The organism is Acinetobacter calcoaceticus (assembly GCF_051947995.1).
GTDB lineage: Bacteria > Pseudomonadota > Gammaproteobacteria > Pseudomonadales > Moraxellaceae > Acinetobacter.
Window position 1 is genome coordinate 593,346 of sequence record NZ_JBLVVH010000001.1, and the last position, 13,370, is coordinate 606,715.

12 protein-coding genes are annotated in these 13,370 nt (G+C 45.4%); 3 read left to right on the forward strand and 9 right to left on the reverse strand.

The features are described from left to right. Nucleotides 1-8 precede the first annotated feature (8 nt). Entirely contained in the window at nt 9-1,535 is a 1,527-nt protein-coding gene (locus ACNQO6_RS02890; protein WP_343580560.1) for a DHA2 family efflux MFS transporter permease subunit, read from the reverse strand. Nucleotides 1,536-1,541: 6 nt separating this feature from the next. Then, entirely contained in the window at nt 1,542-2,690 is a 1,149-nt protein-coding gene (locus ACNQO6_RS02895) for an HlyD family efflux transporter periplasmic adaptor subunit (protein WP_440208035.1), read from the reverse strand. A 472-nt stretch (nt 2,691-3,162) separates the two neighbouring features. Between ACNQO6_RS02895 and ACNQO6_RS02900 the strand changes: the two genes are divergently transcribed. Next, nucleotides 3,163-4,149: an AraC family transcriptional regulator gene (locus tag ACNQO6_RS02900; RefSeq protein ID WP_440208036.1), complete on the forward strand. Its 987-nt coding sequence runs from the start codon at nt 3,163-3,165 to the stop codon at nt 4,147-4,149. 47 nt (nt 4,150-4,196) lie between these two features. On the opposite strand, the gene ACNQO6_RS02905 is transcribed toward ACNQO6_RS02900, so the two are convergent. The 5 genes from ACNQO6_RS02905 to ACNQO6_RS02925 form a co-directional block, all read right to left on the reverse strand. Continuing rightward, complete coding sequence (locus ACNQO6_RS02905; RefSeq protein WP_440208037.1) at nt 4,197-5,531, reverse strand: MFS transporter; 1,335 nt, start codon at nt 5,529-5,531, stop codon at nt 4,197-4,199. 135 nt (nt 5,532-5,666) lie between these two features. After that, nucleotides 5,667-6,704, reverse strand: coding sequence for an anthranilate 1,2-dioxygenase electron transfer component AntC (gene antC / locus ACNQO6_RS02910; RefSeq protein ID WP_440208073.1), 1,038 nt, complete (start codon nt 6,702-6,704; stop codon nt 5,667-5,669). A gap of 6 nt (nt 6,705-6,710) precedes the next feature. Next, nucleotides 6,711-7,202, reverse strand: coding sequence for an anthranilate 1,2-dioxygenase small subunit (gene antB, locus ACNQO6_RS02915; protein WP_440208038.1), 492 nt, complete (start codon nt 7,200-7,202; stop codon nt 6,711-6,713). Between the two features lie 3 nt (nt 7,203-7,205). Continuing rightward, nucleotides 7,206-8,621 carry an anthranilate 1,2-dioxygenase large subunit gene (gene antA / locus ACNQO6_RS02920; RefSeq protein WP_032867845.1) on the reverse strand — a complete coding sequence of 472 codons (1,416 nt, stop codon included), beginning with the start codon at nt 8,619-8,621 and terminating at the stop codon, nt 7,206-7,208. A gap of 265 nt (nt 8,622-8,886) precedes the next feature. Next, nucleotides 8,887-9,384: a thioesterase family protein gene (locus ACNQO6_RS02925; protein WP_005229102.1), complete on the reverse strand. Its 498-nt coding sequence runs from the start codon at nt 9,382-9,384 to the stop codon at nt 8,887-8,889. Nucleotides 9,385-9,553: 169 nt separating this feature from the next. Between ACNQO6_RS02925 and hemB the strand changes: the two genes are divergently transcribed. Both hemB and thiO read left to right on the forward strand, forming a co-directional pair. Next, nucleotides 9,554-10,567, forward strand: a complete 1,014-nt coding sequence (hemB, locus tag ACNQO6_RS02930; protein ID WP_005229100.1) for a porphobilinogen synthase — start codon at nt 9,554-9,556, stop codon at nt 10,565-10,567. 59 nt (nt 10,568-10,626) lie between these two features. Beyond that, nucleotides 10,627-11,748, forward strand: coding sequence for a glycine oxidase ThiO (gene thiO / locus ACNQO6_RS02935; RefSeq protein WP_343579613.1), 1,122 nt, complete (start codon nt 10,627-10,629; stop codon nt 11,746-11,748). Here the strand turns inward: thiO and ACNQO6_RS02940 are convergent. Together ACNQO6_RS02940 and ACNQO6_RS02945 are read right to left on the reverse strand one after the other, a co-directional pair. Next, on the reverse strand, nt 11,734-12,639 hold the full coding sequence (locus ACNQO6_RS02940) for a TIGR01777 family oxidoreductase (protein ID WP_343579614.1): 906 nt from the start codon (nt 12,637-12,639) through the stop codon (nt 11,734-11,736). The genes thiO and ACNQO6_RS02940 overlap by 15 nt on opposite strands. 85 nt (nt 12,640-12,724) lie before the next feature. Then, nucleotides 12,725-13,171 carry an ABZJ_00895 family protein gene (locus ACNQO6_RS02945; protein ID WP_440208039.1) on the reverse strand — a complete coding sequence of 149 codons (447 nt, stop codon included), beginning with the start codon at nt 13,169-13,171 and terminating at the stop codon, nt 12,725-12,727. Nucleotides 13,172-13,370 lie beyond the last annotated feature (199 nt).

Here is a 13,370-nt window from a genome sequence, read left to right on the forward strand (position 1 = left end):
CAGAATTTCTAATGGGTCGGCATGCCACCGGTATTGCCTTTCGGTTTTGGACTCATCCAGATCAGGGCACTGGCAAAGACAAATACAATCGCCAGTAGCATAAACACATGATTGGCTGACATGGTAATGGCTTCTTTATCTACGAGATTGGCAATCACGCCCAGCGTTGCATCGGGAGAAAATCCATTCTGCAGTAAACTGTTTTGCACTTCTTGCGGATGCAGATTATTGACCATTTCACTACGTGCCACTTTGGCATGATCATCCCAAATGGTGACTGCAATTGACGCACCAATCGCACCAGCCATGGTTCGAAGGAAGTTCATCAAGCCTGCGGCAGATGCCATTTCTTGGGGCAATACAGATCCCATTGCAATATTCGACAACGGAATAAAGAAGAACGGCACGGCAAAACCTTGCAGAATCTGCGGCCAAGCCAAGGCCATAAAGTCAGCATCAGTCACCCAGAATGCCCGCATCAGAGTAACCACGCCGAGCAAGGCCAGCCCAAAGCTTGCCAATGCCCGCGGATCATATTTGGTCGACAGCTTCGCCACAATCGGTGACATGGTCAGACTACCAAAGCCCATGGTCGCGGTCAGATAACCCGCCCATGTTGCGGTATAGCCGAGATTGATCTGTAACCACTGTGGAATCAATACAATACTGCCAAAGAAGGAACCGAAACCAAAGGCCAGTGCCAGTACCGAAACCGCAAACCCCCGATGCCGGAACACATACAGATTGACCACAGGATGCTTTTCAGTCAGCTCCCAAATCATAAACACGATAAAGCCAACAACGGCCACCAACGCCAGAATAATGATACTGGTATTGTTAAACCAGTCGCGCTCATGTCCGAGGTCCAGCATCAATTGCAGTGCACCAATCCACAGCACCAACAAACCCAAACCAATCGCATCAATCCGCAATTTTTCGGTTTTGGTTTCAGCTACAGTCAGCAGTCGCACGGCGGCTAAGGCACAGACAATACCAACCGGAATATTGATAAAGAAAATCCAGTGCCAAGACAGATTATCACTGATCAAGCCCCCAAGAATGGGCCCGAGAATGGGTCCAATCACGGTGGTCATGGCCCAAAGACCCATCGCCTGTGCATGTTTTTCTGGTGGGAAAATTCGCATGAGCAGCGTTTGACTGAGCGGCATTAACGGGCCACCGCAGAGACCTTGCCCAATACGGAAAAACACCAGCATTTCCAGCGAGGTGGCTAAGCCACACAGGAATGAAAAGATGGTGAAACCAATCAGACCGAATATGAACACACGGACTGTCCCAAACCGCCCTGCAAGCCATCCGGTTAAGGGCACGCAAATCGCTTCAGCAACCGCATAGGAAGTAATGACCCAGGTCCCTTGGGAACTGGAAACCGCAAGGTTGCCGGTAATATGCGGGACAGATACGTTGGCAATGGTGGTATCCAGAACCACCATAAAATTTGAAAGGGCGATCACAAAAGCTGCGAGTAGTAAGCGCCCGCCACTGAGTTCTGCAAAAGGAGTTTGCGTTTTCATGGCTGATTACTTCGATGCGAGATCAATATCCGCTTGCATCGACAACCCGACGCGCAATGGATGTTGTGCAAGCTCTTTGGGATCAAGGGTAATACGTACCGGTAAACGTTGTACCACTTTAATCCAGTTCCCTGTCGCATTTTGCGCTGGAATCAAGGCAAATGCCGCGCCAGTTCCACCCGAGAAACCTTGCACCGTCCCGTGATAAACCACATCATCGCCATACAGATCGGAACGTAGTGTGACCTTCTGGCCTTCTCTCACTTTCGCCAGCTGGCTTTCTTTAAAGTTGGCATCGACATAGAGTGCAGATAAAGGCACCACAGACATCATCACGGTGCCGGGTGCAACACGTTGCCCAATCTGAATATTGCGACGCGCGACTACTCCATCCACAGGTGCACGGATCACGGTACGTTCCAGATCCAGCGCAGCCTGCTCCACATGGGCTTTTGCCACCAGTACATCAGGTGTTGAGGCTTCATTTACCCCCTGAATCAAGGCCTCGTTGGCAGCGAAAGTACTTTCAGCAGCTTTACGGCTAGAAGTAGCCTGTGCCAAACCCGCCTGAGCCAGGTCCAGACTGGCTTTTGCCGTCGAAACCGCACTTTGTGCCTTGCTTAATTCTTCTTTAGAGATTGCACCTGTCGCAGCAAGCTCATTACGACGATTCAATTCCAATGCAGCACGATCATAATCGGCTTGTGCTTTGGTCACTTGCGCCTGTGCGCTGCTGATCTCATCATTACGCACCACAACCTGAGAATTTAAAGAGCTACTATTTGCCTGAGTCTGCTTATATTGGCGTTGTGCTTTGGCCAGTTCTGCCTGCGCCTGTGCCAGTTGAATCTTGGCATCCCGCTCGTCTATGCGCACCAGCACATCGCCTTTTTTCACCTGTTGGGTATCTTTCACCATGACTTCAGAAACTTGCCCACTCACCATTGAGGTAATCTGTGCAGTTTCAGCGCCCACATACGCATTATCGGTACTGACAGAATGATTAAAGAATAACGCCCAGATGCCATACAGAATTGCAGCAAGAATGAGAATGAGCGCGAAAAATCCGAGAAATTTTTTACGTTTTGCTTTCATTGCATCATCTGATGCCGAATCTGAAGCGGCATCCTGTGAATTGGCTTGAGCGTCAGTCATAAGTTATTCCTGAAAATTAAAGAGATTTTTAACTTTTGGTTTAATCAGCCGATCAGTTTAATTTTGCAAACTTAACTGAATGTTAAAAACCAAAGTGCAACATAAGCGCAAAAATTATTTCGCATTTTAACGGCAAAAAATCATATGGCGAGATTAAAAAAAATAACTGATGCGTTCAATTCTTATAAATTGATATTTTAATGACGATTAAAAACTTTAAGTTTGCTTATTGATTGATGAAACGAACCATGCAATCTGGCAGATCACAGCATTTAACATACCTATAAAGCATAAAGATATATTCCCTATGGGCTTGCGTATTGAGCCAAATTTGTTCTAATAAACCAAGCTGGATCAGAGTTTCTGCTCAATTCCCGATTGCTGGCAATGAGCGTAAATAGCGTCATTTATGGAACAAAATGGCATTTTTCTTGCTGCTAAAACAATAAGCACTTCGCTAGGTGAAAGGACGATGACATCACTCAGCCAAAATATGGATCTTATCCATCATTCGCATCAAGCCGATTTTGCACAAAATGTAATGTCGATGATCTGTGGCGAACACCGTCTGGATACGTTGTGTCGGGAGACACTCGACTTTCATTATGATGGTATGCGGCTCCCGCATAAAAAAATGGCCATCGGGACCATCAGTTATGGTGCCAATGTCGCAATCAATATTTCCCACCTGAAAGCCTATAGCATCAGTCTGCCCTTTCATGGCAAGCAGACACTGAGTATTGGTGGCGCCAAATACCAATCCGATGCCCATACAGGGCTCATTGTTTCCAATCAGGATTTACAGGACTTGGTCATTCATCAGGATTGTCAAAAATTTCAGGTGGTGATTCCTGAACAGAGTCTGCATCAGGTCCTTGCAGAACTGCTGAATAAACCGCTTGAGCAGGCCTTGGTGTTTAACCCTGAAATCTCGCTCGGCATGACCGGATTAATGCAAGCCTGGTGGCATAATATTGAAAATTTTCTACAACTGAAATCACATTATGCTGATTTTGCTGGCTTACCGATGTTTTCTGAAGACTATGAAAATTTTGTGATTAAAGCCCTGCTCTTGTCTCAGGAAAATAATTATTCTGCAGCCCTGCATGAACGCAGCAATCAGATGGAACCCGCCTATATCCGTAAAGTGAAGAATTTTATTGTGCAACATGCACGTGAATCCTTCGATGCCGAGAGTTTACAGCGCCTGGCAGGTGTCTCTAAATCCAAGCTTTATGCAGAGTTTCAGCAGCATTATGGTCTGAGTCCGATGGCCTATCTACGTAAATATCGCCTACAACAAATTTATAAAATATTAAGTAATGCCGCCAAGCATCAAAAGATTTCAATTTCCAAACTGGCCTATGATTGGGGCTTTAATCACCTCAGCCGTTTTGCTCAGGAATATAAAGATGAATTTGGCGAAAAACCGAGTGAAACCCGAAATAAACATGAGTAAGCATTGTTAAATAAAAAGCCCAGTCAGCGTACTGGGCTTTCTTGCCATTAACTGGTGCTTAACACAGGATTGGCTTTCTTGTTTTGATGCATCGCTTTCAAGCTCAGCGCGACAAAAGCAATAAACGTCGGTAAGGCCAAAAGGTAGAAAATACCACCGAGGCTGATTTCATAGGTAAAGATATACGAACCGAAAAATGCCCCGAAAATGGCGCCAACTCGACCAAGGCCATGCATCCACGACACCCCCACTGCACGACACTGTGATGGATAAAATAAAGCAGCCAAAGGCAGTAGTGACGATTGGGCACCCGTCAACAGCGCACCGATCAGGAAAATACTGATGCCGAGTAACACAATACTGGAGCTGACAAAGCCTGCAACAATGAATAGCACAAATGCAGACAGGTAGGCATATTTAATCACCTGAGTTGGATTGAGCTTATCCATATACCAGCCCATGATCACCGCACCAATTACACCACCAAAAGGAAAAATGGAAGCGATCAGGCTAAATTGCTGGGTACTAAAGCCCGCTGTTTTTAGAATCGTCGGCATCCAGCTGGTCAGCAAATAGAATACCAATAGACTCATAAAACAGCACAGCCACAGCATGACTGATCCCCAGAGATATTTCGTTAGTACGGTTTTGACAGGACTATCAGTATGATTGACATCGACTTGAGCTAACTCAATTTTGACCGTGTCAGCAAAAGCATGACCTTGAACTTTTTCCAGAATGCTTTGAGCTTTATTTTGCTGATCTTTTTTAATCAGATACGGTACAGATTCCGGTAATTTCAAGATTAAAGCGACCACTAGAAATAAAGGAATAATCCCACCCAGAATCACCACCTTGGCCCAGCCCAGATTTTCCAGTAAATAGGCTGACAACACCCCGCCACAAGAAATGCCCAACATAAACCCACAACCGGCCAGTCCCGTGAGGAAAGCTTTGCGTTTTGCAGGCATATATTCTGAAACAATGGTACTGATATTCGGCATGGCTGCGCCTAATCCCACACCGGTAATAAAACGGTAAAGCATCAGATCTTGGGTAGAAGAGGCAAAACCACACAGGATGGTAAATATAGAAAATAATAAAGTCGTGGACACAATCACGCCTTTACGTCCAAATTTATCCGCCAATGGCCCAGAAATAATCGCACCAATCGACATCCCCACCAGTGCCGCGCTCAGCACTGGTGCCAATTCAGGTTTACTGATGCCCCAATCCTCCAGCAAGGCAGGCGCAATAAAACCGATAATTCCGGTATCCAAACCATCACAGAAAAACACTAGAAAGCCCAAGGCAAATACCAGCCATTGCAAGGGTGACAGCCGCTCCCGATTGATCACATGATTCACATCAATTGTCTTCATTTTTATTCCCTTAAAAGTCGATGTTTCAACGTATGCTCACGTTGAGATTTTTAATTTTTCAAACTGCTGATTTATCTTAACCTGGGGGATTTCCTCTCCCCCTGTTTTACATTAATCGTCTGGCAATACAGCCGATCAATGACCAGCCGTATTGCTCTGTAAAAACTTTTCGCTATAGAGGCGATAGTTGTCTAAGGCTTGTCCATCCAGCCAGCCTTTAACAGCCTCGATCATCGGTGGCGGGCCGCATAGATACATGTCAAAGGGCTGTTCTGCCAGTTGCTCCCGATCCAGATGCTCATGGATATAACCGGTTTTGCCTGCCCAAGCCTCCGAAGCTTGCGTGACAATAGGTTGATAATTGAAATTTGGTAAACGTTCCGCATAGCCTTGCAAACGGGATTGTTCACATAAGTCGGTTGCCTGATTGACGCCGTAATACAGCTGGATTGCAGGTGCATTCGTTTGTTCCGCAATATTGTCCAGCATGCCTAAAAAAGCCGACAGCCCGGTTCCACCCGCAATAAACACCAGCGGTCGTTCAACCTCACGCAAATAGAAACTGCCGAGAGGTGCCTCCATCATGATGGTTTGACCCACTTGGCAACGTTCACGTAAATAATTGCTCATCACGCCATCGGGTAATAAGCGAATTAAAAACTGCAATTGATTGGTCTGATTCGGACGATTGGCAAAAGAATAAGAACGCCAGTCATCCGTCTCGGGAATCTGCAAACGCGCATATTGGCCGGGTAAAAACTCAAGTTGCTTGGCAGATGCACTGGCATCAACATGCAAAATCGCGGTTGTCTCGGACACCAGTTCAACCTGAGTCACTTTCGTCGCAATTTTCTGTGTTTCGCCAGCGTTGCAAATTTCAGAATTGTGATCGAAATAGAATGCCGCATTGGATTTGACCCTTGTTTGACAGGCCAGCATTTTGCGCTCTGCTAAGTCACGTTCACTTAACGCATCTTCATCCACATATTCCTGCTCATAAATGCCTGTTTCGCATTGGCCCTGACAGGTTCCGCATACGCCTTCACGGCAATCCAAGGGTAGGTTGATGCCCTGACGAATAGCCGCATTCAATAACAACTCATTCTCTTGGACTGAAATAAAAAAGGTTTTCCCATCGGCAAAATTAAGTGCAACTGAATGTCCCATCATGATGCTCCCTTAAACATGATAAAAATCCAAGACCGAATCAATTTTGTCATTCAGCAAAATCGTGTGCTGACGGCGAATACGGAATCCTTCAGCGGTTGGTCTTAACAAGTAAGTGGCACGTCCATAGAAACAACCTTCCAGCCCCTGACGGTTATATAAGGTGCTCCAACCGACTCTGGCTTCAATCAAGCCATCTGGCAGGCTTTTCACCTGTACATTTTGAATACTGTGCTGGGTGCGTGGTAAAGGTGTCGCTGAGGCCGCTTTTCCGGTACGGATACGAAATACACGATCTTCCAGACCCGAACGGTCTGCATAATAGATATAAGACAAGCCCTGATTTGGATCTTCGACATAACGATGATCATCAATCCATTGCGGAATGTGATACTCACTATCTTCATCATACAGTTCCAGATAGGCATCCCAGTCATAGCGGTCGCATAATTCAGACTTCTGATAAAGAAATTGTGAAACGGCAAAATGTAATTCAGCAGTCATGACTTATACCTCTTCCGTTGCTGTATCAAGTTGATAGGTAATATCCTGCATTTTTAAAGCCTTGCGATTTAAGCCATCCAGCATTAAACGTTGCCAATGACCATGCTGATTGACATATAAACCCTCATGCGTCAGTTCACGGCCCGTAATCACAGGTCGGATCCCGAGATCCTGTGCATTTTGAGTCATGTCATAACACCATTGATGATGACCACGAGAGATATCACTCCAGCGCTCCAGACGCGCCTGAAAACCTTTTTGCTGTTCACGGAATTCCACCAGATCATCTGGCGTTCCTAAGCCCGAAACATTAAAAAAGTCTTCAAACTGACGAATACGGTTACGACGCGCTTCGGTTGACTCTCCTTTTACCGCCAGACATTGGCTGATCACTTCAGTTTTGTTCCATGCCACTGGACGCACAATGCGCAGCTGTGAACTGATCTGATCCATAAAGAATAAACTTGGATAAAGATTCAGATTTCTGAGACGATGCATAGCCCATTCAGCTCGCTTGGCACCATATTTTTCCAGCAGATACGGCATCACCGTATCATAGCCAGGACGCACCGCCGGATTGGGCATGTCGCTGAATAAAACACTATGACCGTTTTTAAAACTGAACCAGCCATCATCCGTCTGGTTATCACCGGCCCCTAATTTGCTGTAATCCAAGGTATCCAGATCATCACCTTTGGCCGCATTGACCTGTTGGCGATGCTGTACGGTGGAGACATAGTTATAGTGCACGGTACTGACGTGATAGCCATCCAGCCCATTTTCATTTTGCAGCTTCCAGTTTCCTGCAAAGGTATAAGCCGACTTGCCTTGCAGGACTTCCAACTCACCAGTTGGTGACTGCTCTACCATTAAGTCCAGAAAGACTTTGGCATCCCCCAAGAAGTCTTCGAGACTATCCGTAGCCTGTGTATCCAGACTGACAAAGACAAAACCGCGATAACTGGCAATGCGTCCTTGTTTGAGGCCACGGCTGGACTTATCAAAATCTTCACAATATTCTGCAGGTGCTTTGACTTTGACCAGACGGCCATCGGACTTGTAGCACCACGCATGGAAGGGACAGGTAAAAGTGGACTGATTGCCTTTGGCAACGCGTGTCAAGGTCGCACCGCGATGCTCACAGGCATTGATCATGGCATGCAGTTGACCTTGACCATCACGGCTAATAATTAACGGTTGGCGTCCAATCTGAACGGTTAGGAAATCATGATTATTGGGAATTTCACTTTCATGGCAGGCATAAATCCAGACTTTTTCAAAAATAAATTCCATTTCCAAATCGAACAGTTCAGCTTCAGTGAACATCTCGCGCGCAATACGAAACACCCCATCTTTCGGGCGAAAGTCCAGACATCCACTCACAAAGTCCTGCCATTCGGCAATATTACGTGTCGTCATTTTTATCTCCTCCAATCCATAAAAATCTTTTATTGATTGAAGCCTGATTTATGGCTGGACTCTATCCACTTTTTCCAGATCTCTATCCAGTTTGTGAATCATTTTGACTCAGCTTGCAGTGCGAATATTCAGGCACAAAAAAAGCAGGCCTTAGGCCTGCTATAAAACAATAAGAATGGAGAATAAAATGCTTTTAAAATGAAATTAGCCTCTCAAGCGTGGCATAAAAGGCCTTCACATCGTTCTATTTATAAGCATTAACAGGTTAATAGGCATACGATGCGATTGCAGTGGCAATCGGCTTGTCCTCATCATTGACCATGGTCATGCGCATGGTGCAGCCTTTACGACCTAGACGTAAGGTCTCGGCACGGGCAATAAAATATTTGCCACGCCCTGGCGCCAGATAATCGACTCGCATATCCACCGTGGCCAGACGGGATACTTTCTTGATGGTATCAGGTAAATCTTCGGGTGCGGCACGACGATAAAGCTGCTCCATCGCTGCTACACCACCGATACTGTCCAGAATCGTAGCCGCCACACCGCCATGTAAAATCTGGAATGCCAGATTCCCGACCAGTTCTGGCTGCATCTCTACATAGGCTTCAATCTGATCATCCACCACGCGCATGACCATGCCACTGTATTTAAAAAATGGACAGGCATTAAATGCCTTACATAGCTGTTTCAAGACCACCTGGTGATCTGCCTTGGCACCTAACTGAATATTACCAGTCCAGTTTTTCTTTACATCATTCATACGCGGCCTACACTCAATGGAAAGAATAACTTTCCATTATTTTGCACAAATCTAAAAATATGGGGCTACAATAGCGGGGTTCGTAATTGAGCGGTGTCACCAAGCTCTCCCTGGCGTGACTTAATACCTCAATTATTCCCCTAGTGTAATACTGAACATCGAGATTGTTATGACTTATACGTTCAATCGTCCCGCTTTTCCTGCGACTCGCATGCGCCGTATCCGTAAAAATGACCAACTTCGTGCCATGGTCAGCGAAACGCATTTAACGGCAGATCACTTGATTTATCCAGTGTTTGTATTACCGGGACAACAACAAACTCAAGACATTCCAAGCATGCCGAATGTGCAACGTCTATCGGCTGATTTACTGCTAAAGAAAGCGGAAACCCTGCTTGAACTCGGTGTCTCGAAACTTGCTTTATTCCCTGTGACGCCACAACAAGATAAAAGTTTAACCGCGGAAGCCGCTTGGGACGAAAATGGTTTAGTTCAAACCACTTGTCGTCTACTCAAAAAAGAATTACCAGAAATGGTGCTGATTACCGACGGCGCGCTTGACCCTTATACCACACACGGTCAAGACGGTATTATTGATGACACAGGTTATGTGTTAAATGATGAAACGGTTGAATGTCTGGTGAAACAGGCACTCAGTCATGCTGCAGCTGGGGCTGATGTGATTGCACCAAGTGACATGATGGATGGTCGTATCGGTGCGATTCGTCAAGCACTCGAGCAAAACGATTTTATCTATACCAACATTATGGCCTACTCAGCGAAATATGCATCCAGCTTCTACGGTCCTTTCCGTGATGCGGTCGGCTCTGCCAGTAACCTGAAAGGTGGCAATAAATACAATTACCAAATGGATATTGGCAACCGTGCCGAAGCCTTACATGAAATCGCACTGGATTTGCAAGAAGGTGCAGATATGGTCATTGTTAAACCGGGCATGCCTTATCTGGATGTGGTACGTGAAGTCAAAGATACTTTTGGCGTACCAACTTTCCTGTATCAGGTCAGTGGCGAATATGCCATGCTTGCAGGTGCGATTCAGAACGGCTGGTTATCTGACAGCGTGATTCTGGAATCTTTGATGTGCTGCCGTCGTGCCGGTGCTGATGGGATCTGGACCTATTTTGCTGAAGATGCAGCACGTAAATTAAAAGAGATGAGATAAATCTCCCCTAGCCCCTCTTTAATAAAGAGGGGAAATCTTTAAACTGGTTTAACTTTATCATGCATATTGCCATCATTGGTGCAGGTATTAGTGGCTTAATGTCAGCATTGGAACTTGCTGAACAAGGCTGTTCTGTCGATATTTTTGATCAACAACAAGCAGGCCAAGCCGCTTCATGGGCAGGTGGCGGTATTCTCTCCCCGATGTATCCATGGCGTTATGCGCCTGAAGTCAATCAATTGGCGCAATACGGAAAATCGCTGTACCAGACCTGGAACGAAAAGTTACTCCCCGTCACTGGCATTGATTTTCAAATCCACGATACCGGCATGCTGATCTTTGATCAGGAAGATTTCGAGGTTGGCTTGAATTATGCCACTCGATATCAGGAACCGATGCAGCAATGTGAGTTGCTCAATCGCTCCAAACTCGAACAGATTAATCACTATATTTCCCAACAATTCCAGCAAGCAATCTATTTTCCCCAACTGTCCAATGTCCGCAATCCACGTTTATTACAATCCTTGATCAGCTATTTAAAACAACATCCATGCGTCCGTTTTTTTGAACATTGTCCTGTTGAAAAATTAATGATTCAGAATAACAAAGTGCTCGGAATTGAAACCGAAGATGGTCGAAAATTTATAGCAGATCATGTCGTGATTACGTCTGGTGCATGGAGTCAGCAATGGGCCGAACAACTGCAATGCCATGTTCCTGTACAACCGGTCCAAGGACAGATGCTGTTATTTAAAACTCCTGAAAACTGGTTACCGACCATGTGCATGAATCGGGTGATGTACCTGATTCCACGCCAAGATGGACACATTGTGTGCGGTTCAAGCATGGCAGATACGGGCTTTAGCACTGCGGTAGATGAACAGACCCAACAGGATATTCTTGCAGCCTGCTTAGAGATGGTTCCTGAGTTAGCGCAATTCCCCATCGTAAAACGTTGGGCTGGATTGCGTCCAAGCTCACCTCAAGGGATTCCCTATATTGGTGCCATGCCTGAACTGGAAAACCTTTGGGCTAATTTTGGACATTTCCGTAACGGCTTATGCATGGGTTCTGGCTCAGCACGACTGTTACGCCAACTGCTGTTAGGGCAAGAGACCATTGTTGATCCCCAAGCCTATTCACCCTTGCGCTTAAAACAACAGAATTTAATGTCTTGTTAGAATTTCGGTTAAGGCTGTATTTAAATCAGGATATTGAAACTGGAAGCCCTGATCCAGCAAAGCCTTGGGAAACACATACTGTCCATTGAGGATCAGTTGTGATTGCTCGCCCAACAGCAAGGTAAACACACATTTGGGCAGGGTCATAAAAGGTTTGCGCTTTAAAATGTGGGCAGCCACTTGAGCAAACTGTTGTTGATTGACCTGATCAGGAGCAACCAGGTTATACACCTTTTGGCGATGATCCGATTGCAGCAGAAAAAGGATGGCATTCAGTACATCCTGAATATGAATCCACACCACCGGTTGCTGTCCTGAAGCAATTTTGGCAACAGCATTTAAGCGGATCGGTAACAGCATCTGCGGCAAAATTCCACCCTGCCCGAAAACCACGCCTAAACGAATAATCTTGGTCTTTTGCTGGGTAAATTTTAAAGCCGTTTGCTCCCATTTCTGGCACAACTCAGACATAAAAATCGCCTGCGGTGGCGTATTTTCATCACAAACAAGCTTCCATTGCTGTTGAGGATCAATCCCGTAATAACCAATCGCAGAACCGGAAATAATACATGTCGGAAAAATTTGCCGTTGTTCCAGCCATTGATACAGTTGCTCGGTCATTGCCACACGGCTGTGTATCAACTGCTGTTTACGTTGTTCCGTCCAGCGTTTTACGCCAATATTTTCGCCCGCCAGATTAATCACATAATCAATGTGTTGTGTTTCAATTTGATCAAGATCATTTACCCAACGTAGTGCTGAATGCGTTGACACCCGATTGTGCTGACGGGTAAGCGCAATGATTTGATAGTTCCGCTCTAACAAGAAAGGCAGCAAATACGAACCGATAAAGCCACTTGCACCTGTGATTAAAACCGTCTGTTTCTGCATTACACCCTCATCCTGCATGATATTGATCAGATCGATATCTAAGTCTTAGCAGAATAAAAGTGAATGACAAGTAAACTTTCTTTAATTAGTGAAACATCTTTGTGGCCATTCTTTGTGCCTGCGGCCCATAAAACCAGTAAGTAATGAGAAATAAGGGCAAGGCAATCACAAACCACATACCCAATACAGCAAGTAAAAATTGTGGCTGTTTTAAATAAAGCAGGAAATTCTGCCAGATTTCAGGATCTTTACGGGCGAATATGAAAAGGCCGAGTAACAGACCACATGCGTTGTACCCCCAAAAGATCAGACTAAAGCCAATGCTTAAGCGCTTTTTCTCTTGCGCAGTCGGTGCACGGCACTGTTGCTTGAGAAATTTAAACAAAACAAAGATAATCGCGATCAGATAAGGAATTGCAGTGAGTACCCCACCTAAGCTATTGGGTAGAATTGCGGCCAGCACACCGGCAATTAACGTCGAGGCCAAACAAATAATAAAAAACCAGAGATAATACAAACGCAATGAAATCATAAAGATAAACCTAATTAGACTGGCTTTAAGAAATAATTATAAATTTTTTTCACTTTTTTTTCATTTTTATGTCAACCAATCCTCAACCAGCAGCGTTATATAGGGTACAAGGTCGCAGCAACCGATTGGACATTGCACGGCATCCGCAATGTTTTCGGTGACCTTTCATTATGACTCTCCATCTTTAACAATGGTTGTG

Excerpts from the sequence above, each read along its gene's own strand:
- hemB (WP_005229100.1), top strand. The coding sequence starts at position 9,554 with ATGACTTATACGTTCAATCGTCCCGCTTTTCCTGCGACTCGCATGCGC.
- ACNQO6_RS02905 (WP_440208037.1), bottom strand. The coding sequence starts at position 5,531 with ATGAAGACAATTGATGTGAATCATGTGATCAATCGGGAGCGGCTGTCA.
- ACNQO6_RS02925 (WP_005229102.1), bottom strand. The coding sequence starts at position 9,384 with ATGAATGATGTAAAGAAAAACTGGACTGGTAATATTCAGTTAGGTGCC.
- ACNQO6_RS02945 (WP_440208039.1), bottom strand. The coding sequence starts at position 13,171 with ATGATTTCATTGCGTTTGTATTATCTCTGGTTTTTTATTATTTGTTTG.
- ACNQO6_RS02940 (WP_343579614.1), bottom strand. The coding sequence starts at position 12,639 with ATGCAGAAACAGACGGTTTTAATCACAGGTGCAAGTGGCTTTATCGGT.
- ACNQO6_RS02890 (WP_343580560.1), bottom strand. The coding sequence starts at position 1,535 with ATGAAAACGCAAACTCCTTTTGCAGAACTCAGTGGCGGGCGCTTACTA.
- antA (WP_032867845.1), bottom strand. The coding sequence starts at position 8,621 with ATGACGACACGTAATATTGCCGAATGGCAGGACTTTGTGAGTGGATGT.
- ACNQO6_RS02900 (WP_440208036.1), top strand. The coding sequence starts at position 3,163 with ATGACATCACTCAGCCAAAATATGGATCTTATCCATCATTCGCATCAA.
- thiO (WP_343579613.1), top strand. The coding sequence starts at position 10,627 with ATGCATATTGCCATCATTGGTGCAGGTATTAGTGGCTTAATGTCAGCA.
- antB (WP_440208038.1), bottom strand. The coding sequence starts at position 7,202 with ATGACTGCTGAATTACATTTTGCCGTTTCACAATTTCTTTATCAGAAG.
- ACNQO6_RS02895 (WP_440208035.1), bottom strand. The coding sequence starts at position 2,690 with ATGACTGACGCTCAAGCCAATTCACAGGATGCCGCTTCAGATTCGGCA.